We start from the raw sequence: 24,673 nt of genomic DNA on the forward strand, positions 1-24,673 counted from the left end.
TCAAGCGTTGCCAGCTTCGCGGCTCACGCCGCTCCCACAAGCCCTACACCCATCTTCTACACACAAAACCGCCGCAGATGGGACAATATGCCCACTTCCCGGCTTGGCCGGTCCCCCATACCGCTCCCGGATCACACTGGAGAACCCATGAATCTGCGCATTCTGACCGTTGGTGTCGCCATTTCCCTGCTTGCTGCCTGTGGCGGCAAGGAAACTGGCGGCAAGCCCGCTGAAGGCGGCGAGGCCAAGGTCCTCAATGTCTATAACTATTCGGATTACATCGCCGAAGACACCATCCCGAACTTCGAGAAGTCGACCGGCATCAAGGTCACCTACGACGTGTTCGACAGCGATGAGATGGTCGAGACCAAGTTGCTGACCGGTGACAGCGGTTACGACATCGTGGTGCCGACGCTGAACTTCTTCGGCCGCCAGATCCAGGCCGGGGTGTTCCTGCCGCTGGACAAGAGCAAGATCCCGAACCTGGCCAACCTCGACCCGGCGGTGATGCAGCGCATCGCCGGCCAGGACCCGGGCAACCAGTACGGCGTGCCGTACATGATGGGCAGCACCGGCATTGGCTATAACGTGGCCAAGCTGAAAGAGCGTTTCGGCGGCAGCGCCGAGATCGCCAACAGCTGGGACCTGGTGTTCAAGCCGGAAAACATCGCCAAGATGAAGGATTGCGGCGTGACCCTGCTGGACACTCCGGCCGACATGATCCCGGTGGCCCTGCATTACCTGGGTGAAGACCCGCACAGCGCCGACCCGGCCGTGCTGCAGAAGGCCGCTGACCTGCTCAAGTCGATCCGCCCATACGTGCAGAACTTCCACTCCTCGCAATACGTGGGTTCTCTGGCCAATGGCAGCACCTGCCTGGTGGTGGGCTGGTCGGGCGACATCATCCAGGCCCGTGACCGTGCCGAAGAGGCCAAGAACGGCGTGGAAGTGGCGTACTCCATCCCGAAGGAAGGCGCACCGCAGTGGTTCGACATGCTGGCCATTCCGAAGGATGCCAAGCACCCGCAGAACGCCTATGCCTTCATCAACTACCTGCTGGAGCCGGAGGTAGCGGCCAAGAACACCAACGTTACCCACTACGCCAACCCGGTGAAGTCGGCGACCTCGCTGGTCGATCCGGCCATCCGCGACGACAAGACCATCTACCCGGCCGAAGACGTGGCCGCCAAGATGTTCACCTATGCGATCAACAGCCCGGAGACGGACAAGCTGTACACCCGTCTGTGGACCGAGGTTAAGACCGGTCGTTGATTCGAGGCTGGCTTAGCGTCTGAATCTTTGCAACGCCTCCCTCTCGCAGGGAGGCGTTGTTGTTTGTGGCGTTCGCGGCTTACCAGTTGCCAGTGGAGATGGCGAAGCCGGCGCTTGGCCCCCTCCCTTTGGCGCAGCCAAGGGGAGGGCTGGGGAGGGGTAAGCTCTTAGCGCGTTCCCGCAATATCAGCTTCGCGGCTGATGCCGCTTCCACAGCGGCCCTGCCGAGCATGGCTCGGCACTACATGGGTGTTTGCAGGCTGCGGGGCTTGTCTCCCTCCCGTTGGCGCAGCCAAGGGGAGGGTTGGGGAGGGGTAAGCCCTTGGCGCCTTCACGCACTGTGAGCTTCGCGGCTCACGCCGCTCCTACAGGTCGCGCAGCTTCAATTGGCCCCCAACCGCCACAGCCAGCGGTGTCGCCCGCAAAATCAGGGGGCTACACTACGCGCGTTTGTTCATCTGCCCGCTTCCGGAGCCCTACATGCCCGTTGACGCCAAGCCAGAGGCCATCGCTTTGAACAGCGAGCCCGGCTACCTGTCCATCCGCGATCTGCGCAAGGAATTCGATGGTTTCGTCGCCGTCGATGACGTCAACCTTGATGTGCGCAAGGGCGAGATCTTTGCATTGCTGGGCGGTTCGGGCAGCGGCAAGTCCACCTTGCTGCGCTGCCTGGCCGGCTTTGAAACCCCGACCAAGGGCACGATCCTGCTCGACGGTCAGCCGATCACCGCGCTGCCGCCGTATGAGCGGCCGATCAACATGATGTTCCAGTCCTATGCGCTGTTCCCGCATATGACGGTGGAGCAGAACATCGCCTTCGGCCTCAAGCAGGACGGCATGGCCAAGGATGCCATCGCCCGCCGGGTTGGCGAGATGCTGGAGCTGGTGCAGCTGCAGAAGCTGGGCAAGCGCAAGCCGCACCAGCTGTCCGGCGGCCAGCAGCAGCGTGTCGCGCTGGCCCGCTCGCTGGCCAAGAGCCCCAAGCTGCTGTTGCTGGATGAGCCCATGGGCGCGCTGGACAAGAAGCTGCGCTCGAAGATGCAGCTGGAGCTCGTCAACATCATCGAGCAGCTCGGCGTGACCTGCGTGATGGTCACCCACGACCAGGAAGAAGCCATGACCATGGCCACCCGCATCGCGGTGATGGACCAGGGCTGGATCCAGCAGATCGGCAAGCCGGATGATATCTACGAGCAGCCGGCCAACCGCTTCGTCGCCGGCTTCATCGGCTCGGTGAATTCCTTCGAAGGCGTGATCGACGAGGACCTGCCCGAATACGTCACCGTGCGCACCGCCGACTTCCCGGCGCCGATCTACGTCGGCCACGGCATCACCGGCTACGAAGGCCAGCCGGTAGCCTTCGCGCTGCGGCCGGAGAAGGTGCATATCGCCAAGGAAGAACCCGAAGGCGATACCAACAAGGCCTTCGGCGTGGTCGAAGACATTGCTTACTTCGGCAGCCACTCGGTCTATCACGTGCGCCTGCCCAGCGGTGCCAAGATCCTGTCCAACTTCGCCAACATGAAGCGTTGGGACAGTGACGGCATCACCTGGAACGACGAAGTCTGGGTGTCCTGGGACGACAACGACGGCGTGGTGCTGACCTCATGAGCGCGATCAATCCACTCACCAGCGGTTGGCGGCGTTGGCTGCCGGGTGCACGCGCGGGTGTGATCGGCGTGCCTTATCTGTGGTTGCTGCTGTTCTTCGCGATCCCGTTCCTGATCGTGTTGAAGATATCCTTCGCCAAGATGGCGGTGGCGATGCCGCCATATACCTCCATCGTGGAATACGTGGACAGCGCGTTCACGGTCAATCTCAACTTGGGCAACTACACCGCGCTGTTCACCGACAGCCAGTACATAGTGGCCTACCTGAGCTCGATCAAGATCGCGGTGATCTCCACGCTGCTGACCTTGTTGATCGGCTACCCGATGGCCTACGTGATCTCGAGGATGTCGCCGTCGGCGCGCAACATCGCGATGATGCTGGTGGTGCTGCCGTCGTGGACCTCGTTCCTGATCCGCGTCTATGCCTGGATCGGCATCCTCGACAGCAATGGCCTGATCAATCGGACCTTGATGAGCATCGGAGTGATCGACGAGCCGATACGCATGCTCTACACCCCGTTCGCGGCCTACGTTGGCATCGTCTACTGCTATCTGCCGTTCATGGTGCTGCCGCTGTATGCCAACCTGGTCAAGCTCGACAACCGCTTGTTGGAAGCAGCCTATGACCTCGGTGCCAAGCCATGGCAGGCCTTCCTGCGCATCACCTTGCCGCTGTCGCGCAGCGGCATCATCGCAGGCTGCATGCTGGTGATGATCCCGGCGGTGGGTGAATTCGTGATCCCGGAAATGCTTGGTGGCCCGGATACCTTGATGATCGGCCGCGTGTTGTGGGGCGAGTTCTTCAACAACCGCGACTGGCCGCTGGCCTCGGCGGTGGCGATCGTGATGCTGATCCTGCTGCTGATCCCCATCATCATCTTCAACCGTTCGCAGCAGCGTGAGCTGGAAGGGAAGCTGGCATGAGCATGACCCGGCGTAGTTCCTGGTTGGGTTGGAGCATCCTGCTGCTCGGCTTTGCGTTCCTGTACCTGCCGATCCTGTTGTTGATGGTGTACTCGTTCAACTCCTCGCGGCTGGCGACGGTATGGGCGGGCTTCTCGACGCAGTGGTACGGCGAGTTGTTCCGTGACCGACAGCTGCTGCAGGCGGCCTGGATCAGCATCAAGATCGCGTTCTGGACGGCGAGTGCATCGATGGTGATCGGCACCATGGCTGCGATGGCGATGACCCGCTTCAAGCGCTTCCCCAGCAAGACCATCTTTGGTGCATTGGTGACCGCGCCACTGGTGATGCCGGAGGTGATCATCGGCCTGTCGATCCTGCTGATGCTGGTGTCGATGGGTGGCTTGTTCGGCCTGCCGTCCAAGGGCGTAGTGGCAATCTGGATCGCGCATGTGACCTTCACCATCTCCTTCGTGACGGTGGTGGTGTCTTCGCGCCTGCAGGAGCTGGACCGTTCGCTGGAAGAAGCGGCGATGGACCTGGGTGCGAACCGGCTCAAGGTGTTTTTCCTGATCACCTTGCCGATCATCGCCCCGGCATTGCTGTCCGGCTGGCTGCTCGCCTTCACCTTGTCGTTGGATGACGTGGTGATCGCCAGCTTCGTCGCCGGCCCCAGCTCGACCACGCTGCCGATGAAGATCTTCGCCTCGGTGCGCATGGGCGTGAGCCCGAAGATCAACGCCCTGGCCACGCTGATGGTGCTGGCGGTATCGACGGTAGCGGTGCTGGGTTGGTGGATTTCGGCCCGCGCCGACAAGCGACGCCAGCGCGACATGCAGCTGGCGCTGCAGGAGAACGGCTGAGAAGCCCTGTAGTGCCGAGCCATGCTCGGCAGGGCTTTAGCGGCAAACCATCACCAATTGTGGGAGCGGCGTCAGCCGCGAAGCTGGCGATCCATCAAATCGCCACGATTTGGGTGATTTCAACATTGCCAGCTTCGCGGCTGACGCCGCGCCCACAACGATGGATGCAGGATTGATAGGTCGCCGGTAACGCCCCTGCCGAGCATGGCTCGGCACTACGGGCCGCTTGGGATTTACCTGCGCGCAACATTCGCGGCGCTACCATCCCAGCATTCGTTGAATGCAGGTGAGTCCATGGCGTCGTATCAGACTATCAATCCCTTCAATGGCGAGATCGTGCGCACGGTCGAGCTGCTGACAACTGCCGCCATCGAGCAGCGACTGGCCGCAGCTGAATCGGCGTTCCCACAATGGTCAGCATTGTCGCTGGAGCAGCGTGGTGACCATCTGCGCAAGGTTGCTGCAGGCCTGCGCGAGCGCCGCGACGAGATCCAGCGCACGATGACCGCCGAGATGGGCAAGCTGCGCCGCGAGGCCTTGACCGAGATCGAGAAGAGCGCCGCCGGTTGTGAGTACTACGCCGACCGCGCGGCCGATTATCTGAAGCCGCAGCCGATCCCCACCGAAGCCCAGCGCAGCTACGTCATCTACCAGCCGATCGGCTGTGTGATGGCGGTGATGCCCTGGAATTTCCCGATTTGGCAGGTGATTCGTTTTCTTGCGCCGGGTTTGATGGCCGGCAATGTCGCCCTGCTCAAGCACGCCAGCAATGTGTCGGGTTGTGCGGACCTGCTGCGCGAGGTGGTTGCCGCCGCCGGCATCCCGGATGGCGTATTCGATGTACTGCATATCGACAACGATCAGGCCGCCGAGGTGCTGCGTGATCGTCGTATCAAGGCAGTGACGCTGACTGGCAGCGAGCGTGCAGGGCGGTCGATTGCGGCCAACGCCGGCGACCAGCTGAAGAAGTGTGTGATGGAGCTCGGCGGCAGCGATGCCTTCGTGGTGCTGGATGACGCCGATCTGGATCTGACAGTGGCTGCCGCGGTGCGTTCGAGGTTCGACAATGCTGGCCAGACCTGCATTGCTGCCAAGCGCTTCATCCTGGTCGAGTCGATTGCCGATGCCTTCGTGCAGCGCTACATCGAAGGCGCGCAGGCGCGCGTGTACGGCGATCCGCAGAGCGAGGAAAGCACCCTCGCGCCGATGGCGCGCGCTGACTTGCGCGACGAGCTGCACAAGCAGGTGCGCGCCAGCATCGACAAGGGCGCGAAGGTATTGCTGGGCGGGTCGCCGGTAGCCGGTAGCAATGCGGGCTACGAGGCGACGATCCTCGACAACGTCGGGCCCGGCATGCCTGCCTACGAAGAAGAGCTGTTCGGGCCGGTTGCGGCGATCATCCGGGTCAAGGACGAGGCTGAGGCGGTGCGTGTGGCCAATGACACCAGCTTCGGGCTGGGCGGCAGTGTCTGGACCCGCGATGTACTGCGCGGCGAGAACGTCGCGGTGCAACTGCAATGCGGCGCGGCCTTCGTCAATTCAGTGGTGAAGAGTGATGCGCGGCTGCCGTTTGGCGGGACCAAGCGCTCGGGCTTTGGGCGTGAGCTGGCGGGACCTGGTATTCATGAGTTCATGAATATCAAAACGGTCTATGTGGCCTGATGCCGAGCTTGTAGGAGCGGCGTGAGCCGCGAAGCTGGCAGCTCATGAGCGCCTACGAAAATATGCAACTGCAGTGCGCTGGATTGCAGGCTGGGTAATGTTTGGACCAGCGGTGACTTCGCAGCGTTCGCCGCTCTGACATGGCCTGCTGGTAAAGCCCCTGCCGAGCATGGCTCGGCACTACGGATGCAGCTCCCTCCCTTTGGCCGAAGGCCAAGGGGAGGGTTGGGGAGGGGTAGAGCTCTGCGGCTTCCTATGTTGCAGTGGCTTCGCGGCTTACGCCGCTCCTACAAAAGACGCCGCTCTCATCAACCGAATGGCTGGTCGATGGACCTGCTCTGCGGGGTCATCAGCGCGGCACCATCTTCGGTGACGTAGAGGATGTCTTCCAGGCGCACGCCGAAGCGGTCGGGGATGTAGATGCCCGGCTCGTCGCTGAAGGTCATGCCCGGTTCCAGCAGGTGGGTGTTGCCGCGCACCAGGTAATCCCATTCGTGCATGTCCAGGCCGATGCCGTGGCCAAGACGGTGGCTGAAATAGCGGTAGTCCGGGCCGTAGCCGGAATCGCTGATCACCTTGCGTGCAGCTGCATCCACATCGCCCATCGCCACGCCCGGGCGTGCGGTATTTAATGCCGCCGTCTGTGCCTTCAATACGATGTCGAATACCTTGCGGATCTCGTCGTTGGGCTGGCCCAGCACCACGGTGCGGGTGATGTCGCTGGTATAGCCACCGGCGCGGCAGCCACCGTCGAAGATGATCGGCGTGCCTTCGACCAGGTGCTGCGGTTTGTCCGAGCCATGCGGTGAGGCGGTGTACTTGCCGACGTTGACGCTGGCATCGCCATTCAGCCCGGTACGTGCGTAGGCCATGGCCAGCAGGCCGCTGATGTCCTGCTCGGTCATGCCCGGCTTCAAGGCCTTCCAGACTGCTTCATATACCGCTAGCGTGGCTTCATTGGCCAGCTTCATCAATGCCAGCTCGGCCGCACTTTTGACCCGGCGGCAGCCGGCTACCACCGGCCATGCAGGTACCACCTTGGCCTGTGGCAGGGCGTCGGCAATGCCTTTGGCGCGGAAGTAGGGTACGGCTTCTTCCATGCCCAAGGTGCCGGTGGCATGGCCCATGTCACGCAGCACCTTGGCGACCAGGGCGTAGGGGTCCTCGTCTTCCTGCCAGCCGCGCACATCGTTGCCGAGCTTGATCTGCTCCAGCGTGCGCACGCGTTCGAATTCCGGTGTCACATAAACTGGCTCACCCTTGCGCGGCAGGATCACGCCGGTCAGGCGCTCGCTGTCCCACCAATGCATGCCGGTGAAATAGGTCAGGGAGCTGCCAGCGCCGATGAACACGGCATCGATGCCGTGCTGGGCCATCAGACGCTGAGCCTTGGCCACGCGCGCAATGCGCTCCTCGTTGCCGATCGGTACCACCTGCGCGGCGACCGATTTCAGGCCGCGCATGGATTCGGGCAGGGAGTTGTCGGAGTCGGTTGCAGTCTGTGCAGATGCGATCTGCGACAGGGGGAGTGCGGCGGCACTGGCGATCAGCGTATTGCGCAGGAAATTGCGGCGTGCGGGATTGGAGTGGTCGTGCTGCATGGTTGCTCTCTCGAAAGACTGGGTAGCTGGTCAAAGCCAGCCGGAACGTTTGAACAGGCGGTACAGCACCACGCAGATCACGCCGACACCGAGCATCAACAGCGGATAGGCGAAGCGCCCGGCCAACTCCGGCATATGCGCGAAGTTCATGCCATACCAGCTGGTGACCAGGGTTGGTGCAGCCAGCAGTGCTGCCCAGGCACCGAGCTGCTTGACTGTCTCGCCCTGCGCCAGCGTCACTAGCGAGAGGTTGACGTTCAGCGCGGTGCCCAGCATTTCGCGCAAGGTGTCGATGGCTTCGTTGACCCGGGCTGCGTGGTCCTGCACGTCGCGCAGGTAGAGCCGAACTTCTTCGTTGATCAACTGCGCCTGATTGCGTTGCAGCTGCGCAAGCGCGTCCTGCAAGGGGGCTACCGCCAGCCGCATCTTGTTGAGCTCGCGCTTGAGCTCGTACAGACGGATCACCGTGCGCCGCTCATAGGTGTCGGCGAAGATGTTCTTCTCCAACAGGTCCAGGGTGTCGCGGAAGCTGTCGGTGATCGGCAGGTAGTGATCGACCACGGCATCGAGCACCGAGTACAGGCAGAACGAGGGGCCCATCGCCAGCAGCTCGGGCTCCTGTTCCAGTCGCGCACGCACGGGGGCATACGACAGCGAGGCGCCGTGACGCACCGTCACCAGGAAGCGCGGGCCGAGGAAGGCATGGGTTTCGCCGTAGCGGATACGCTCATCCACGACCTGGGCGGTGTGCACCACCACGAACAAGGAATTGCCGTAGGTTTCGATCTTGGGCCGCTGGTGCGCCTTGCGGGTGTCTTCGATCGCCAGTGGGTGCAGGTCGAATTCTTCCTGCACCTTGTCCAGGATCGCGTCGCTGGGTTCGTACAGGCCGACCCAGACGAAGCCCTTGGCATCATCGGCGAGCACGTCGCTGATGCTGTCCAGGTCGAGCGGGCGCTGTGTGCCGTCGGCACCGTACCAGGTGCAATTGATCACGCAGGCCGGGTTGGCCTGGGCTGGAGTTGGAGTGATGCCGGTAGTCATCCCGGCATCGTGCCTCAGCTGGCCGGTAACGCCAAGCTGCGGCGCCCCAGGATCAGTGCCAGTGCGACGTGGATGGGCAGCAGCAGCACGATCCACTGCATGTTGAACTGCGCCTGCAGCGACAGCCAATGCAGCGGCAACGCCAGCAGCGCAATGCCGGTCATCAGCCACAGGACGACCCGGAACCAGGCGCGCGGTTGGCGCCCGCGCAGCAGGCTCCATGCGCCGGGAATCAACAACAGCGCCAACGGACTGAGCAACAACAGGTTGCGGTTGGCCCACGCAGCCTGATGCTCACTGAAGCCCCACAGGAAGGTCAGCAGGCCACCGGCGACGCCACAGAACAGCCAGAACGGCAGTGCGAATCCGCCGATCAGGCGCGGCTTGCGGCGTGCGGTGTACAACGCAGCGGCAACGACAAGGCCGACCAGCAGCCATGGCCACCAGGAGCGCTGCTTCTCCTTCGGCTCGGGTGGCAGGCGTTGCGGCAGCAGTTCCTGTTCGGCCTGTACCAGTGGCCGGCCTTCGCTGTTGCGTACCTCGCGCAGACTGTCGGCCAGGCGCATGGGCACGAAGGCTTCCTGCCAGCGCGACAGTGGCTGATCGGCATTCGGGCCCAGACCGATGTCGAAGCCAAGCCACATCCACGGCGAAGGCGAGGCCAGTCGCACCGACTCGCTGCGGTAGCTATTGCCACGTGAACGGCCAGCCAGCTGCGATTGCAGGGCGCCACCCATGGCCTGGTCCAGGCTGTCGCGCACCATGGTGGCGCAGTTGGCGGTGAAGTAGTCGTAGCGATAGCGCGCGTTCTCGGGCTTGGCCCGTTCGGCCAGGGCATCAGCCAGCGCCTGTGCCTGCGCCGGCGGCAGGTCCAGCCACTGGATGTTCGCGCCGCGGCCGACGCTCTCGTACTGCGCCAGGTCCTGCTCCAGCGGCAGGGCGACCAGGTAATACATCATCTTGCCGCGCACGAAGTTGCCGATGAAATCCGGTTCGGACGGGTCGAAGAAGCCAAAGTTGTACGACGTTGCCTGCCCGCTTGCCGGGTCCAACACCACCAGTGCGTCATGGCCGAAGCGCTCGAAGAACACTTCGCCGGGCAGCATGGTCACCACGCCGATGCGCGGTGCCGGGTGTGTGTTGGCTTCGCTGGCTTGGTTGGCGACCGGTTGTGCGCTGCTGGCCATCGCGGCCAGCAGCAGGAACAACGACGCGAACGCGGACAGCAGCCGCGGCAGGCGCAGGGTGATCAAGCTTCGTCCTGGTCTTCGGGTGGCAGGATGGTGACGTGGAAGGCCTGCACGCGGCGTGCATCGGCCTTGGCCACCCGGAACACGAAGCGCTCCAGGGTCAGCTCATCGCCGATTTCCGGCAGATGGCCGACGGCCTCGGTGACCAGCCCGCCGATGGTGTCGTAATCGTCATCGGAGAACTCGGCGCCGAAGCGCTCGTTGAAATCGCCGATGGTGGTCAGCGCATCCACCACATAGCGGCCATCGGCGAGGATGGCGATCTGCGAGGTGTGGTCTTCGGTCTCGTCGTGCTCGTCGTCGATCTGGCCGACGATCTGCTCCAGCACGTCCTCGATGGTGACCAGGCCGGCGACGCCGCCGTACTCGTCCACCACGATCGCCATGTGGTTGCGCGAGAGCCGGAACTCCTTGAGCAGCACATTGAGCTTCTTCGATTCGGGGATCAGCACCGCCGGACGCAGCAGCTCGCGCACGCTGGCGTGGCTGTTGTCGGCGACCACGCCGCGCAGCAGGTCCTTGGCCAGCAGGATGCCGAGGATGTCGTCCTTGTTCTCACCGTGCACCGGGAAGCGCGAGTGGCCGGAATCGACCACCTGCTTCATCAGCTCGATGAAAGGCCGGTCCACCGGCAAGGACACCATGTGCGAGCGCGGGATCATCACGTCGCCGACGGTCAGCTCGGCCACCGAAATGGCGCCTTCCATCATCCGCAGGGTGTCTGCGGCGATCAGGCCGTCCTGCTGTGCCGTCTGCAGGATGCCAACCAGCTCGTCGCGTGTATGAGGTTCACTGGAGAACGCCGAACCCAGGCGCTCCAGCCAGCTACGTTTCTTCTCGCCGTTTTCGGGCGAGGTACTACTGTCGTCTTCAGACATCTCTTGGTTTGACTGCACCCGGCAGGCCGGGCGGTGCCGACAAGTCTAGCAGGATGTTTGCCGCTGCCTGTTCAAGCCGGCGGCGGGTTGGGGGTCTGCACGCTGGGGGCTACCTGCGGCACATCGGCCGGGGTTTCGGCCGGCTTGGCGGGGGCGGGCGGGGCTTCTCCCTCGGCGGGCAGGTCCAGGCTGTAGGTGCAGCCGGCCAGGGTTTTGCCTGGGTGGGATTTGACCGTGGACACGCCCAGGATCACAGACTCGATCAGCGCTTCGCCGGTCTTGGCGTCGTTGACGTCGCGGCTGACCAGCTCGCGGCCGGCCATGAACTTGTCCGGTGCGTCGTAGCCGGTTTCCAGCTCCAGCTGCTTGGCCAGCGGGCGCGGGTCGGGCATGTCGAGGATGGCGATGATGGTGCCGCCGGCCATGGCGATATGGTCGGCGCTGTGGCCGAACACCGTGATTGGGGTATTCAACATGTACTCGGCCATGAACAGGTTGCCCTGCGGCAACGGCCGCCAGCCCAGGGTTACTGCCTTCAGCGGGTCGTTGGCGATAGGTGCCAGTGCGGCGAACTCGCTGACGCTCTGCCGGCATTCGATCAGGGCGGGCAGGTCGATGGTGGGCTGGGCGCGAGCCGAACCGGCAGCGAGGAGTAGTAGCGGTAGCAGGCAGCTTGAGCGCACGGCATTCATTCGGGGAAGTGCAGGAGCCGATGATAGCGGCATCGGGGTGTGGCGCAGTCTTGTAGGAGCGGCGTGAGCCGCGAAGCTCGCAGTGCATCAGGGCCGGGAATGGCTGCAATCAGAAGATGTATCTGTTTCGCAGCTGACGCAGCTCCTACAACCTTGCGGCCTATCAATCTATCGGGAAGGCCTCTGCCGAGCATGGCTCGGCACTACATGGGGCTGCAGGGAAAGCCTCTGCCGAGTATGGCTCGCCACTACTGCTCGTTGGCGTAGGGATCTGCGATGCCCAGATCGGCCAGGATCTCGCGTTCCAGCTGCTCCATGGCTTCGGCTTCCTTGTCGTCTTCGTGGTCCCAGCCCAGCAGGTGCAGCACGCCGTGCACGGTGAGGTGGGCGTAGTGGGCGTTGAGCGCCTTGTCCTGCTCCTCGGCCTCGCGGGCAACCACCGGCGCGCAGATCACCAGATCGCCCAGCAAGGGGAACTTCACTCCCTTGGGCAGGCCTTCGGGCAGCTCGGCTGGGAAGCTGAGTACGTTGGTGGCGTAGTCCTTGCCCCGGTAATGGCGGTTCAGTGACTGGCCTTCCTTGGCGTCGACCACGCGGATGGCCAGATCAGCCTCGCGGATGCGGCCCTTCAAGGCGGCAGCCACCCAGCGACGGAAGCTCACCGCTGCAGGCAGGCCGGCGCGGGGCAGGGCGTAGCTGACGGCTACATCAAGGCGGACAGGGCCCTTGGTCATGGCAGGTTCCAGCAATCAGGCAATACAGACGGCACAGTATCGCGCGGCTGGCGTGTCACTGCGACTTCCATTCGTCGGTCCTGTAGCCGATCTCGACGATTTCGCTGTCGGAACCAGGGGGCAGGCCGGCTTTTTCCAGCGAGGAGTGGCAGTTATAGCCCGCATGCAGTGTGGCCTGCTGCACCAATGCTATTGCGCCGGCCTCTGGCGCCGCATCCGGAGACAAGTAGATCGTTGCGTTGGCGCAGTCGCCGATGTTGGCAACCTGCAATGCGGGGATAAGGGCCCGCGCTGCGCGATCAGCAAGGGTGTCAAAGTTCGCCTGGGTGGTGCGCTCCTGAGCCGCGCTTGCGCGCAGTTTGAAGTAATAGAGTTGCTTGTAGAACAGGTAGCCGCTGGAATACATCGGCCAATCCCGCGGTTGCAGATTCATGCTCAGCTGCAGTTTGCGGCCGATGACCTGTTCGGCCTCAGCCTTGGCCTTGATCACCGCAGCATCAATGTCATTGGCTGGGTCCGAGGCGGTAGTAGCCGCCTGCAACGGAAAGCTGCTGTCCTGCAGCTCTTGCAACTTGGTATAGCTACCTTGGTTGACGGCCTGCTTCAGGTCATCACGAAAGGCCTTCATACCGAGTTCGACGGCTGTGGCCTGTTGCATCCGGCCGGCCGGATAGACATAGACGTCAAAGCGGATTTCTTGATGATCCTTCAGTGCATAGCGGAAGCCAGCGCCGGAATATTTCTGATCGGGGTCGTAGGACGCCCCTTCGAGTTCGAAGTCGCCAACCTGGCGCGGTGCTATCAGATAGCTGGTTTCGACATAGGGGCGCGCGGTCGGCTGTTTCTTTGCAGCAAGGACCGGCAGGCTGGCTGCCAGCAACAGGGCGCAGGTAAAGAATGGATATGGCCGGGGCATGGCACCTCCTGTGCATCGCGGGAGGCGCCAGTCTAAGCCTACTCGGTGCCGGGTTTTACCTGCTGCAGATCGCGGCGGTCATAGGCGCTGACGATGCGGGCCACCAGCGGATGGCGCACCACGTCGCGCGATTCAAAGAAGGTGAAGCTGACCCCGTCCACGCCGCGCAGCACCTCGATGGCGTCGCGCAGGCCGGACTTGACGTGCTTGGGCAGGTCGGTCTGGGTCAGGTCGCCGGTGACCACGGCGGTCGAGCCGAAGCCGAGGCGGGTCAGGAACATCTTCATCTGTTCGATGGTGGTGTTCTGCGCTTCGTCCAGGATCACGAAGGCGTCATTGAGGGTACGTCCGCGCATATACGCCAGCGGTGCGATCTCGATGACGTTGCGCTCCAGCAGCTTGGCAACCTTTTCCACGCCCAGCATTTCGTACAGGGCGTCGTACAGCGGGCGCAGGTAAGGGTCGACCTTCTGGGTCAGGTCGCCGGGCAGAAAGCCCAGCTTCTCGCCGGCTTCCACCGCCGGGCGCACCAGGATCAGGCGTTGTACGCGCGACTCATTCAGGGCGTCCACAGCCATCGCCACCGCCAGGAAGGTCTTGCCGGTACCGGCCGGACCAATGCCGAAGCTGATGTCGTGGGTGGCGATCTGGTGCAGGTAGCTGGCCTGATTGAGGCCGCGGCCACGCACGGTGCCGCGCTTGACCTTGATGGCTACTTCCTGCGCTTCGTAGGCCTGCTCGGTAACGTGATCGACGTTGGCACGGTTCAGGCGCAGGTGGATGGCGTGGCTGTCGAAGACGGCTTCGGCGGCTTCCACATAAAGGGCCTTGAGCAGCTTTTCCGCTTCCAGCGCGGTCTTGCCGGGGCCGCTGACGCGGAACACATTGCCGCGGTTGGCAATCTCAACGCCCAGCTTGAGTTCGACCTGGCGCAGATGCTCGTCGAACGGTCCGGCCAGATTGGCGAGCCGTTCGTTATCAATCGGGTCGAGAGTGAAGTCGCGATGCGTAGTAGTGGTCATTTTCACTGACAGTTGCTGGCCGGCGAAGCCGTGCCTTGGACCGGAGAAGGGTACCCCCGTGGCTGGCCTACCACCAGCGGAGGAAGTCGTCGTCCGGGTTCTCCACAGCCGATGTGGATGTGGCGTGGGCCAAGCTGTGGATATCCCTGTCCAGCCCTTGCGGCATAAGCCTCTTGGTGGGTTGGTTAAAAAACCGCCACATTTGACGGTTTGCAGGTAACAAGTTGTCCACAATTTGTGTGGATCGATTCGGGATGAACATGTGGATAACCGCGCGCAGCCCAGCAACGGCGGGCTTTGGGTCGGTGTGGCGAATAAATGACCGCAGTGCTGGGGCAAAGGTGAGCGGCAAGAAGCGAGAACGAGCAGTGCCGGCTTTTCAAAGCTGAAATCAACAACGACGGCTTTCCCCTCTCCCGCCAGCAGGAGAGGGGCAGCTTGCGAACCAGAGGTTTGCTACCCGAACGCGTGTGCACCAGCGCAAGGGCCGGTGCGCGGAGCGAGGGCAGGGCGAGGGCGCTCCTGCTTCGGACCAGTGCACCCTGTGTCTCCAACCCGCGCAGCCCACCTTCCGTAAGAAAGCGCAGCAAGAGCAGTCGCGGCCCGCCCTTAGTCCTGCGTAACCACCTGCCCACGCAGCGAATTGCTGAAGGCCTCGGTGATCAATACATCCACAAACTGCCCGATCAGGCGCGAACTGGCCGGGAAGTTCACCGAACGCATGTTCTCGGTCTTGCCGGTCAACTCGTTCGGGTCCTTGCGCGAGGGGCCCTCGACCAGCACGTTCTGCACGGTGCCGACCATGCGCGCGGAGATGCCGGCGGCATGCTCATTGATCTGCGCCTGCAGCCGCGACAGCCGGGCGTGCTTGTCGGCATCGCTGGTGGTGTCTTCCAGGTCGGCGGCCGGGGTGCCAGGGCGGCGCGAATAGATGAAGGAGAAGCTCTGGTCGAAGCCCACGTCCTCGATCAGCTTCATGGTCTTCTCGAAATCGGCATCGGTTTCGCCTGGGAAACCAACGATGAAGTCCGAGCTGATCGAGATGTCCGGCCGCACCGCGCGCAGCTTACGGATCTTGGATTTGAACTCCAGTGCGGTGTAGCCACGCTTCATCGCGCTGAGCACACGGTCGCTGCCGGCCTGTACCGGCAGGTGCAGGTAGTTGGCCAGTTTCGGCACGTCGCGGTAAGCGTCCACCAGCGAATCGCTGAATTCCAGCGGGTGCGAGGTGGTGAAGCGGATGCGGCCGATGCCGTCGATTTCGGCAAGGGTACGGATCAGCAGGCCGAGGTCGGCAATCTCACCGTCGCCATACGGACCACGGTAGGCGTTGACGTTCTGGCCGAGCAGGTTGATCTCGCGCACACCTTGCTCAGCGAGCTGGGCGCATTCGACAAGTACGTCCTCGAACGGGCGGCTGACCTCGGTGCCACGGGTATACGGCACCACGCAGAACGAGCAGTACTTGGAGCAGCCTTCCATGATCGAGACGAAGGCCGAGGGGCCCTCGGCACGCGGCTCGGGCATTCGGTCGAACTTCTCGATCTCGGGGAAGCTGATGTCCACCTGCGGCTTGTTCTGCTCGCGGCGGGCGCGGATCAGCTCCGGCAGGCGGTGCAGGGTCTGCGGGCCGAACACCAGGTCCACGTAGGGCGCGCGCTTGACGATGGCCTCGCCTTCCTGCGAGGCCACACAACCGCCCACACCGATGATGACGTCACGGCCATTGGCCTTGAGTGCCTTCCAGCGGCCGAGCTGGCTGAACACCTTCTCCTGTGCCTTCTCGCGGATGGAGCAGGTGTTGACCAGTACCACGTCGGCTTCTTCGGGGTTGTCGGTGAGCTCCAGTCCCTCGGCAGCGGCGAGTACGTCGGCCATCTTGGTCGAGTCGTACTCGTTCATCTGGCAACCGTGGGTCTTGATGTAGAGCTTGCCGCGCGCGCCGCCGGCAACCGTCGGCCGCTGGCCGGGCAGGGGAATCAATTCAGGTGTGGTCATTTCAACAGTAGGCGCGGCAGAGCCGGCCGTGATCGGCAAGGGGGTAGCTGGCGTCCCGGGCATGGCGCTTATTCCAGACGGGTGGGCGGGCACGCAGCCGCTGGGGCTGCATTCGTAGCCGCCTATTGTATCGGTCCGCGGGCCAGAGCACGAAAGCCGCTGCGTCAAATACTTGGCAAGCCCCGGCGAAGCTGGGAGACTCGCGCCCATGAAGGGGATTTTGGGGATCACCGGCATTCTCGCAGCAGCATTGGTCGCCTTGCCGGCCAGTGCCGGCACGCTGTACAAGTGTGTTGGCAGCGACGGGGTGCCCAATTACGTCAGCAAACGCGTCAGTGGCGCGAGCTGCAGCGTGGTCAGCAGTTATCGGCCGACGCGCGATGTGCCGCGTTATGTGCCGCCGACCCCGGTGCCCGTCGCCACCCCGGTAGCTGCTGCGGCTCCCGCGAGCCAAACCAATGACAGTTCGACGGCGGTGGCTGCACAGGCCGCCCCCACCGCAGTGCCGCCCACGCCAGCGCCGGCAACGGCAGGACGGGCGCAACGGGTGGTCAGTGGGCAGGTTTACTCATATATGAAGGATGGGGTGCGCCACTACACCAGCAGCCGGCCGGCCCAGGTGGCCAACATCGGCGCGGTGCGCACCATTCAATACAGTTATATCGAGCGTTGTTTTGCCTGCGGCGTGAACTCCCGGGTCAACTTCGGCTCGGTGCGACTGAACACCCAGGCCTACAGCACCGAGATCGCCTCGGCCGCACGCGAGTTCGGTGTCGAGGAAGCGGTGGTGCGGGCCATCATCCATGCCGAGTCGGCGTTCAACCCGACCGCGCTCAGTCGTGCCGGGGCACAGGGTCTTATGCAGTTGATGCCACCTACGGCGCGTCGTTTCGGGGTGTCCGATTCCTACGACGCCGGCCAGAACATCCGCGGCGGCGTGCAATACCTGTCGTGGTTGCTGCGTCGTTTCAACGGCAACCTGACACTGGCCGCGGCGGGCTACAACGCCGGCGAAGGTGCGGTGGACCGCCATGGCGGTGTGCCCCCGTACAAGGAAACCCAGTACTACGTGCAGCGTGTCGCGCAGTTGGCCGACCGCTACCGTGGCGAGCTGGCCACGCGCCAGTAGACTGTCCCCGAATGATTCTGTTGCAGCAGGCCGTGACAAATTTCGCGGACTGGTGTTTGATCGCGTTGTGTCAGCGTTAAGCGTTCCGCTACACTCCGGAACGATTCGATTCAGAGCGGGATGGCCCCCACCAGACCGCTGGCAGCCTATAGCTACCTAATCATTATCGGAGTGCCGGATGGCAAACGATGGGGTAAACGATCCAGTCAACACCGGACGTCGGCGGTTTTTGACAGCGACCACAGCTGTGGTCGGGGCAGTCGGTGTTGGTTTCGCCGCAGTTCCTTTCATCAAGTCGTGGAATCCCAGCGCCCGTGCCAAGTTGGCCGGTGCCCCGGTGACTGCCGATATCAGCGCGTTGCAGGAAGGCCAACGGCTGATCCTGGAATGGCGCGGCCAGCCGATCTGGATCGTCAAACGCTCCAAGGCCATCCTGCAGGCATTGCCTACCCTGGATGCACGGCTCAAGGATCCGGAGTCTGGCAACAAGGACCAGCAGCCGGAGTACGTGCTCAAGGGCAATCCCGAATTCCGCTCGATCAAGCCGGATATATCCGTGCTGGTAGGTCTGTGTACCCATCTTGGCTGTTCGCCGGAGATGGTTGCCGAGATCCGCCCCGAGCCCTACGACGCACAGTGGAAGGGCGGTTATTTCTGCCCCTGCCACAAGTCGCGTTTCGACATGTCCGGGCGCGTGTTCCAGGACGTGCCGGCGCCGATCAACCTGCTGGTGCCACCGCACCACTATGTGGATGACAACACCCTTGTCATTGGCGTTGATCCGCAGGGGGCAGCCTGATCATGGCCGACAATATTCTTACCCGCACCGTCAGCGGCGTGGCCGATTGGGTCAACGAGCGTGCGCCCGGCCTGGTGCCGGTGTACCGCAAGCATGTGAGCGAGTACTACGCGCCGAAGAACTTCAACTTCTGGTACTACTTCGGCTCGCTGGCGATGGTGATCCTGGTCAACCAGATCGTCACCGGCATCTTCCTGACGATGCACTTCAAGCCCAGCGCGGCCGAGGCGTTTGCCTCGGTCGAGTACATCATGCGCGACGTGGAGTGGGGCTGGCTGATCCGCTACATGCACAGCACCGGTGCCTCGCTGTTCTTCATCGTGGTCTACCTGCACATGTTCCGCGGGCTGATGTACGGCAGTTACAAGAAGCCGCGCGAGCTGGTGTGGATCCTGGGCATGCTGATCTACCTGGTGCTGATGGCCGAAGCCTTCATGGGCTACGTGCTGCCCTGGGGCCAGATGTCGTTCTGGGGCGCCAAGGTGATCATCTCGCTGTTCGGCGCCATCCCGGTGATCGGCAATGGCCTGACCGAATGGATCATGGGTGACTACCTGCCCGGCGACGCCACGCTCAACCGCTTCTTCGCCCTGCACGTGATCGCGATGCCGCTGGTGCTGCTGCTGCTGGTGGTGCTGCATCTGGGCGCGCTGCACGAAGTGGGTTCCAACAATCCTGATGGCGTTGAGATCAAGAAGGGGCCGAAGGGCAACCGCTGGTCAGCGACCGCGCCGGCCGATGGCATCCCGTTCCATCCGTACTACACGGTCAAGGATCTGGTCGGTGTCGGCTTTCTGCTCACGCTGGCTGCTTTCATCATTTTCTTCGCGCCGGTGTTCGGTGGCCTATTCCTGGAGCATGACAACTTCACCGAGGCCAACAGGCTGGTGACGCCAGAGCACATCAAGCCGGTCTGGTACTACACGCCGTACTACGCGATGTTGCGGGTGGTGCCCAATAAGCTCGGTGGTGTGATGGTGATGTTCTCGGCCATCGCCATCCTGTTCCTGGTGCCGTGGCTGGACAAGGCCAAGGTCAAGTCGGTCCGTTACCGTGGCCCGATCTCCAAGGTGATGCTGGGCATCCTGGTGGTGTGCTTCGTGTGGTTGGGTGTGATTGGTTCCGGCCCGGGCACGGCGATCTGGGAAACCTGGGTGGGCCGCGTGCTGACCTTCCTGTACTTTGGTTTCTTCATCACCATGCCGCTGTGGACGAAGATCGACAGCACCAAGCAGGTACCGGACCGGGTGACGACGCATGACTGACAAGTGGATTGTGCGGTTGGCGATGGCTGCCGCGATGATGTTCTGTGTCCCGGCGTTTGCCTCCGGTGGTGGCAAGCTGATGCAGGCCGGCAATGATCTGGGCGATCGTGCATCGCTACAGCGCGGCGCGCAGGCTTACATGAGCTACTGCTCGGGCTGTCACTCGCTGAAGTACCTGCGTTACTCGCGCATGGGCGAGGATCTCGGCCTGACCGAGCAACAGGTGATGGACAACCTCAACTTCACCGGTGCGGCCTATGGCGAGCAGATCCAGGTGGCGATGCCGCATGACGAAGCGACCAAATGGTTCGGCAAGATGCCGCCGGACCTGAGCCTGATCTCACGGGTGCGTGGTAGCGATTGGATCTACAGCTATCTGAAATCGTTCTATGTGGACGAGTCGCGGCCGCTGGGCTGGAACAACAGCGTGTTCCCGAACGCCTCGATGCCGAACCCGCTGTGGGAGCTGCAGGGCATGCAGCATGCCATTCACGGCAAAGCAGAGCAGGAGGGCATCGACCCGCCTGTGGTGGGCTTCAAGCTTGCTTCGCCGGGCAAGGTCGATCCGCGTGGCTATGACCAGACGGTCCGCGACATCACCAACTTCCTGGAATATGCCGGCGAGCCGGCCGCGCTCAAGCGGCAGAGTCTGGGCGTCTGGGTCGTGCTGTTCCTGGCCTTGCTCACCTTCCTGGCCTATCTGGTCAAGACCGAATACTGGAAAGACGTGCATTGAGCTGGGTGCAAGCCGGGGACTGTGCGCAAGGGGCCTTGGCAACTGCGCCTGTGGCTTGGCACACTCGGGTAACCGTGGTCACCGTCGGCAATGTGCTGGCGGGGCCGTAAGGTTGGCGGAATCCGACCGATGGAGAGCCTTTGATGGCGGCGAGTGTGCGTATGCGTAATACCTTGACCTTGTTCTCTGCAAACGACGATGCCCTGTGCCACCGGGTGCGGCTGGTGTTGGCGGCCAAGGGCGTGACTTACGATCTGGTGCCGGTCGACGCGCAGAATCCGCCGGAAGATCTGATCGATTTGAATCCTTATCACTCCGTGCCGACTCTGGTTGAGCGCGAGCTGGTGCTGTACGCGGCGTCGGTGGTGAGTGAGTACCTGGATGAACGCTATCCGCACCCGCCGTTGATGCCGGTCGACCCCTTGTCGCGGGCGCGGCTGCGGCTGGCGATGCTGCGTATCGAACATGACTGGGTGCCGCAGGTGCAGGCCATTCAGATGGGCAACAAGACCCAGGCTGAGGCGGGCCGCAAGCGCTTGAAGGAACTGGTCGCGCAGTCGGTGCCGCTGTTCAAGGCTTCCAAATTCTTCCTCAATCCGGAAATGAGCCTGGCTGACTGCGCGATTGCGCCGATCATCTGGCGGCTGGAGTCGCTTGGTGTGGCGTTGCCCAAGGACGGCAAGGCGATCGAGGATTATGGCAACCGTTTCTTCCGCCATCCGGCCTTCGTCCGCAGCCTGACTGATCAGGAAAAGAAGCTGCGCGAACTGCCGGGCTGAGCAGTCGCCGGCTGTATACGAACTTATCGATCACCGCCAATAGGCGGTGATCGCGCTTCAATGCCGCGTACACTTGTGCAATGACTGAAGAAACTTTCCGGATGAGCAGCCATCGCCCGTATCTGTTGCGGGCATTGGTCGAGTGGATCAACGACAACGGCATGACGCCGCACGTGATGGTCGATGCCGGGGTTCCCGGCGTGCAGGTGCCGAGCAGTGCGATCAAGGAAGAGCGGGTTGTGCTCAATATCGCCGAGCGCGCCGTTGTTGGCCTGCATATCGACAATGACGCGGTGAGCTTCACTGCGCGCTTCTCCGGAACCAGTTTCCCGGTATACGTGCCGATCTCGGCCATCCTGGCTGTCTATGCGCGTGAGACCGGGCAGGGCATGGCGTTGCCGGATGACATTCCGGGCACCGAGACCACCCCGGATGACGACGATACGCCGCCGACCGATCCGCCGGAGCGTCCGCAGCCTACGGCAAAGCGCCCGTTCCTGCGGGTAGTCAAATAATCCCGCCGCCGCCGCAAGGCGGCGGTTTTGTTTGGGGGCTTTGTGTAGTGCCGAGCCATGCTCGGCTGGGGCTTCCCACGCAGTGCCTGCAGGAGGTTGTGGGAGCGGCGTCAGCCGCGAAGCCACGGTCCTGTCAGGTCGCTGGCATGTTTGCAGCTTCCAGTGCATCAGCTTCGCGGCTTACGCCGCTCCCACAAAATGCGTGCCGCGTTATGGGTTTGTCGGCAAGGCCTCTGCCGAGCATGGCTCGGCACTACAGGGTCGGGTGTGTTGGTGATGCCCCTGCCGAGCATGGCTCGGCACTACCGGTCGGGTGTGCTGGTAAGGCCTCTGCCGAGCATGGCTCGGCACTACCGTGGATCAGATGTCTTCTGCTTCTTCGGTGCTTTTGCGCAGGCGGCCGATCTGGGCGGCGGCCGGGCCGCTGAACGAGATCAGTTCGCGGCCGCGCAATACCATGCGGCCGGTGTGGCGATCCTGGCCGTCGTAGGAATAGTCGAAGCGGAAGCTGCGCTCGAAGCCCAACCAGCCGTTGGGCAGGCGGCACAGGCGCAGGCCGGTGCTGTGCACGCTCTGGTCCAGCCATTGCACATCGGCGGCGCGGCAGGCATTGCGGCCCAGTTCGGTGGCGCGGTCGGCAGCGGCGCGGGAGCGGTCCCAGAACGCAAAACCAATCGCGCCGACAATCATCAGGATAAGAAGGGTAGGCATGCGAGCACTTTAGGCGATCTGCTCATCCATGCGCAGCCCTCTGTTTGCTGTTGATGCCCGCGCGTCAGCAAGCCTCAGTGGGTGACCGGCGCTGGAATCGGCTCGTCCGGAGGTGGCGGCAAGGGCGCGGTCGAATTGAATGCGGGTATCGGGTTGGTCGCGGTCAACTTCAACAGTGCAGCCCAGTCTTGTCGATTGAGGTTGCACTCTTCCTCGTGGCCCGGTGAGCAGCTCTGTTCAACCGGCGAGCTTGGCGCCTGTGCAGCGCCGGTTTTTGGAAGCTCAAGCATGCCTGTGCGGTCAAGCATGAGTTTGCGCATCACCACCGAGTTGGCAACGTTGCCGCCGACCAGATAAAGCGTGCGGTCGCCGCCCATGTTTGCGCTGACCACGATTTCGCAATGTGACTTCCAGTTGCCAGCGCGGCCGCTGCCCAGGGCCTGGATCAGCCCTGCGTAGTTCAAGGTGCTGCTGCGGTCGCGCAGGAAGCACAGCATGTCGCCGGGCGCCGGTTTCTCGTTGGCCGGGTCGGCCAGGCGATACGGCATGCCGTTGCTGCCGCCCTGGTAGGCGGCGCGGATGTAGTCGATATGGCGCGGCGAACGGGTGAAGCCGGGTACTGCAGCGCGTGTCATCACCCAGGAGATGAAGGCGGCTGACCACGGGTTGTCGATCAGGAACGCGCGGCAGTCGTTGTCAGTAAAACGATTGCCGGCCGGCTGCGCGCAGCTGCTGGCGCCAGCAATGGCGCCCATTGGGCCAAGCGTGCCGCTGTCGCGCCAATAGCTGACCACTCGCTGCCAGGCGATCAGTCCGTTGTCGGCCAGATGCTCATTCTCGGCCTCGGTAACGCCGAGGCTGGCGATGCGGCCATCGCGGTCGATGAAGGGCCGATACCACAGGCGGTGTTCGCCACAGGCCGCCGCAACGACGGCCTTGGCGGTTTCACTCAGGCCAAAGCGCGGCGGTACGTCGCAGGCTTCGGCTGCCATCGCGGGCAGGGCAGGTAGCAGCAGGGTCAGACTGCACAACAGAAATCGATATGCCACAGCAGGCTCCGCGAGGGATATTGGGGGAGTGTCGCAGCCGGGGCCGTGTGCGTGCCGTGAGTCAGCGCGGCGGCGGGCCCAGTTTCAGCGACAGATCGATGGCCTGCACGTGCTTGGTCAGGCCGCCAATGGAAATGCAATCCACACCGTCTTCGGCGATGGCACGCAGCGTGGTCATGTCGACGCTGCCGGAGACTTCCAGCGGAATCCGCCCTGCGGTGATGCGCACGGCATCGCGACGCATTGCCGCGCTGAAATCGTCGATCAGGATGCGCTCGCAACCGGCGGCCAATGCCTCCTGCAGCTGCTGCAGGTCTTCCACTTCCACTACCAGGGGCAGTTTGGGTTGTTGTGCGCGTGCAGCGTGCACGGCGGCAGTCAACGAGCCGGCGGCGCGGATGTGGTTCTCTTTCAGCATCACCGTATCGAACAGGCCGATGCGGTGGTTGTCGCCGCCACCGCAGCGCACCGCGTACTTCTGCGCCAGGCGCAGGCCGGGCAGGGTTTTGCGGGTGTCGAGGATGCGCGCCTTGGTGCCTGCCACCGCCGAGACGTAGCGCGCGGTGATGGTGGCGGTGCCGGACAGGGTCTGCAGGAAGTTGAGCGAGGTGCGCTCGGCGCTGACCAGGCTGCGGCTACGCCCGCGCAGGGTTGCCAGCACCGTGCCGGCGCCGACGTGGTCGCCTTCCAGCACCCGCCAATCGATCCGGACCTGCGGGTCCAGTGCACGATGGGTGGCGTCGAACCAGGGCCTGCCGGCGACCACCGCATCCTGCTTGCATAGCAGGTAGGCGACGTCGGCGGCATCGGGCAACAGCGCGGCGGTGACGTCGCCGCTGCCGATGTCCTCGGCCAGGGCGCGGGCGACATCGGCGTCAATCTGTTCCTGCGGCGGGGCCAGCGGCGGGTGCGGCAGCATTATTTGGCCGGGAAGTCGGTGATCTGGGCGGTGGCGATGGCTTCATCGGCCAGCAGCACCGGAATGCCGTCATCGACGCGGAAGACCTGCTTGCGGTCGCCGCTGATCAGGGCTTCGCGCAGGGGCTGGGTCTGCGGGCTGCCGTCGGCGCGGGTCACGTTGCCCGTGCTAATGGCGCGGTTGAGGGCTTCCAGGCCGGCGCTTTCCAGCAGGAACAGCGGCTGGCGGGTGTCGGGGGAGACGAGCAGGTCGAGCAGTTTGCGGTCCATCAGGTCGTGGTCTTGCGGGGAAGACGGCTAGAATACGTCTTTGCAGCAGGTGACGGC

Annotated in this window: 24 protein-coding genes; 11 read left to right on the forward strand and 13 right to left on the reverse strand. The window is 63.3% G+C overall.

Annotated elements, in window-relative coordinates:
- The first annotated feature begins 147 nt into the window (after positions 1-147).
- The 5 genes from ACVOLL_RS08240 to ACVOLL_RS08260 all read left to right on the forward strand — a co-directional run bounded on the left by ACVOLL_RS08240 (position 148) and on the right by ACVOLL_RS08260 (position 6,310).
- Positions 148-1,272 (forward strand): polyamine ABC transporter substrate-binding protein, encoded by a 1,125-nt coding sequence (locus ACVOLL_RS08240; protein ID WP_481512460.1) that lies wholly within the window; start codon positions 148-150, stop codon positions 1,270-1,272.
- Positions 1,273-1,752: 480 nt separating this feature from the next.
- Complete coding sequence (locus ACVOLL_RS08245; RefSeq protein WP_282272468.1) at positions 1,753-2,883, forward strand: ABC transporter ATP-binding protein; 1,131 nt, start codon at positions 1,753-1,755, stop codon at positions 2,881-2,883.
- On the forward strand, positions 2,880-3,806 hold the full coding sequence (locus ACVOLL_RS08250; protein ID WP_481512461.1) for an ABC transporter permease subunit: 927 nt from the start codon (positions 2,880-2,882) through the stop codon (positions 3,804-3,806). Before ACVOLL_RS08245 ends, ACVOLL_RS08250 begins: the two co-directional genes overlap by 4 nt.
- Positions 3,803-4,648 (forward strand): ABC transporter permease subunit, encoded by an 846-nt coding sequence (locus ACVOLL_RS08255; RefSeq protein WP_296253173.1) that lies wholly within the window; start codon positions 3,803-3,805, stop codon positions 4,646-4,648. Before ACVOLL_RS08250 ends, ACVOLL_RS08255 begins: the two co-directional genes overlap by 4 nt.
- Positions 4,649-4,942: 294 nt before the next feature.
- A complete protein-coding gene (locus ACVOLL_RS08260) occupies positions 4,943-6,310 on the forward strand; it encodes an NAD-dependent succinate-semialdehyde dehydrogenase (RefSeq protein ID WP_481512462.1) in 1,368 nt (455 codons plus the stop codon).
- Positions 6,311-6,618: 308 nt separating this feature from the next.
- On the opposite strand, the gene ACVOLL_RS08265 is transcribed toward ACVOLL_RS08260, so the two are convergent.
- The 9 genes from ACVOLL_RS08265 to miaB form a co-directional block, all read right to left on the reverse strand.
- Complete coding sequence (locus tag ACVOLL_RS08265; RefSeq protein WP_481512463.1) at positions 6,619-7,911, reverse strand: M24 family metallopeptidase; 1,293 nt, start codon at positions 7,909-7,911, stop codon at positions 6,619-6,621.
- A 30-nt stretch (positions 7,912-7,941) separates the two neighbouring features.
- Complete coding sequence (locus ACVOLL_RS08270) at positions 7,942-8,955, reverse strand: magnesium and cobalt transport protein CorA (protein ID WP_481512464.1); 1,014 nt, start codon at positions 8,953-8,955, stop codon at positions 7,942-7,944.
- Positions 8,956-8,969: 14 nt separating this feature from the next.
- Positions 8,970-10,199, reverse strand: coding sequence for a lipoprotein N-acyltransferase Lnb domain-containing protein (locus ACVOLL_RS08275; protein WP_481512560.1), 1,230 nt, complete (start codon positions 10,197-10,199; stop codon positions 8,970-8,972).
- Between the two features lie 5 nt (positions 10,200-10,204).
- The gene (locus tag ACVOLL_RS08280) at positions 10,205-11,083 is read right to left on the reverse strand and encodes an HlyC/CorC family transporter (RefSeq protein WP_282272562.1); all 879 of its coding nucleotides are present in this window, start codon (positions 11,081-11,083) and stop codon (positions 10,205-10,207) included.
- 71 nt (positions 11,084-11,154) lie between these two features.
- Positions 11,155-11,775, reverse strand: a complete 621-nt coding sequence (locus ACVOLL_RS08285) for a hypothetical protein (protein WP_481512465.1) — start codon at positions 11,773-11,775, stop codon at positions 11,155-11,157.
- Positions 11,776-12,023: 248 nt separating this feature from the next.
- The gene (gene ybeY / locus ACVOLL_RS08290; protein ID WP_313493664.1) at positions 12,024-12,509 is read right to left on the reverse strand and encodes an rRNA maturation RNase YbeY; all 486 of its coding nucleotides are present in this window, start codon (positions 12,507-12,509) and stop codon (positions 12,024-12,026) included.
- Between the two features lie 55 nt (positions 12,510-12,564).
- Positions 12,565-13,425 carry a hypothetical protein gene (locus ACVOLL_RS08295; RefSeq protein ID WP_481512466.1) on the reverse strand — a complete coding sequence of 287 codons (861 nt, stop codon included), beginning with the start codon at positions 13,423-13,425 and terminating at the stop codon, positions 12,565-12,567.
- 38 nt (positions 13,426-13,463) lie between these two features.
- Positions 13,464-14,447 (reverse strand): PhoH family protein, encoded by a 984-nt coding sequence (locus tag ACVOLL_RS08300; protein ID WP_481512561.1) that lies wholly within the window; start codon positions 14,445-14,447, stop codon positions 13,464-13,466.
- Between the two features lie 609 nt (positions 14,448-15,056).
- Positions 15,057-16,508 (reverse strand): tRNA (N6-isopentenyl adenosine(37)-C2)-methylthiotransferase MiaB, encoded by a 1,452-nt coding sequence (miaB, locus tag ACVOLL_RS08305; protein ID WP_481512467.1) that lies wholly within the window; start codon positions 16,506-16,508, stop codon positions 15,057-15,059.
- Between the two features lie 145 nt (positions 16,509-16,653).
- Between miaB and ACVOLL_RS08310 the strand changes: the two genes are divergently transcribed.
- The 6 genes from ACVOLL_RS08310 to ACVOLL_RS08335 all read left to right on the forward strand — a co-directional run bounded on the left by ACVOLL_RS08310 (position 16,654) and on the right by ACVOLL_RS08335 (position 21,668).
- A complete protein-coding gene (locus ACVOLL_RS08310; RefSeq protein ID WP_481512468.1) occupies positions 16,654-17,574 on the forward strand; it encodes a lytic transglycosylase domain-containing protein in 921 nt (306 codons plus the stop codon).
- 178 nt (positions 17,575-17,752) lie between these two features.
- Positions 17,753-18,373 (forward strand): ubiquinol-cytochrome c reductase iron-sulfur subunit, encoded by a 621-nt coding sequence (gene petA, locus ACVOLL_RS08315; RefSeq protein ID WP_481512469.1) that lies wholly within the window; start codon positions 17,753-17,755, stop codon positions 18,371-18,373.
- A 2-nt stretch (positions 18,374-18,375) separates the two neighbouring features.
- Positions 18,376-19,638: a cytochrome b gene (locus ACVOLL_RS08320; RefSeq protein ID WP_481512470.1), complete on the forward strand. Its 1,263-nt coding sequence runs from the start codon at positions 18,376-18,378 to the stop codon at positions 19,636-19,638.
- The gene (locus ACVOLL_RS08325) at positions 19,631-20,374 is read left to right on the forward strand and encodes a cytochrome c1 (RefSeq protein WP_481512471.1); all 744 of its coding nucleotides are present in this window, start codon (positions 19,631-19,633) and stop codon (positions 20,372-20,374) included. Before ACVOLL_RS08320 ends, ACVOLL_RS08325 begins: the two co-directional genes overlap by 8 nt.
- 143 nt (positions 20,375-20,517) lie before the next feature.
- A complete protein-coding gene (locus ACVOLL_RS08330) occupies positions 20,518-21,153 on the forward strand; it encodes a glutathione S-transferase N-terminal domain-containing protein (RefSeq protein WP_296253894.1) in 636 nt (211 codons plus the stop codon).
- 80 nt (positions 21,154-21,233) lie between these two features.
- Positions 21,234-21,668, forward strand: coding sequence for a ClpXP protease specificity-enhancing factor (locus ACVOLL_RS08335; RefSeq protein ID WP_481512472.1), 435 nt, complete (start codon positions 21,234-21,236; stop codon positions 21,666-21,668).
- A 360-nt stretch (positions 21,669-22,028) separates the two neighbouring features.
- Here ACVOLL_RS08335 and ACVOLL_RS08340 read toward each other — a convergent pair whose 3' ends face one another.
- The 4 genes from ACVOLL_RS08340 to ACVOLL_RS08355 all read right to left on the reverse strand — a co-directional run bounded on the left by ACVOLL_RS08340 (position 22,029) and on the right by ACVOLL_RS08355 (position 24,616).
- Positions 22,029-22,379, reverse strand: a complete 351-nt coding sequence (locus ACVOLL_RS08340; RefSeq protein WP_062166374.1) for a DUF3301 domain-containing protein — start codon at positions 22,377-22,379, stop codon at positions 22,029-22,031.
- Positions 22,380-22,453: 74 nt separating this feature from the next.
- Entirely contained in the window at positions 22,454-23,371 is a 918-nt protein-coding gene (locus tag ACVOLL_RS08345; protein WP_481512562.1) for a DUF2272 domain-containing protein, read from the reverse strand.
- 118 nt (positions 23,372-23,489) lie between these two features.
- Positions 23,490-24,347 carry a carboxylating nicotinate-nucleotide diphosphorylase gene (gene nadC / locus ACVOLL_RS08350; RefSeq protein ID WP_481512473.1) on the reverse strand — a complete coding sequence of 286 codons (858 nt, stop codon included), beginning with the start codon at positions 24,345-24,347 and terminating at the stop codon, positions 23,490-23,492.
- Entirely contained in the window at positions 24,347-24,616 is a 270-nt protein-coding gene (locus ACVOLL_RS08355) for a Trm112 family protein (RefSeq protein ID WP_481512474.1), read from the reverse strand. Before ACVOLL_RS08355 ends, nadC begins: the two co-directional genes overlap by 1 nt.
- Positions 24,617-24,673: the final 57 nt, after the last annotated feature.

The sequence above is a fragment of the Stenotrophomonas sp. STEN035 genome, from assembly GCF_056759935.1.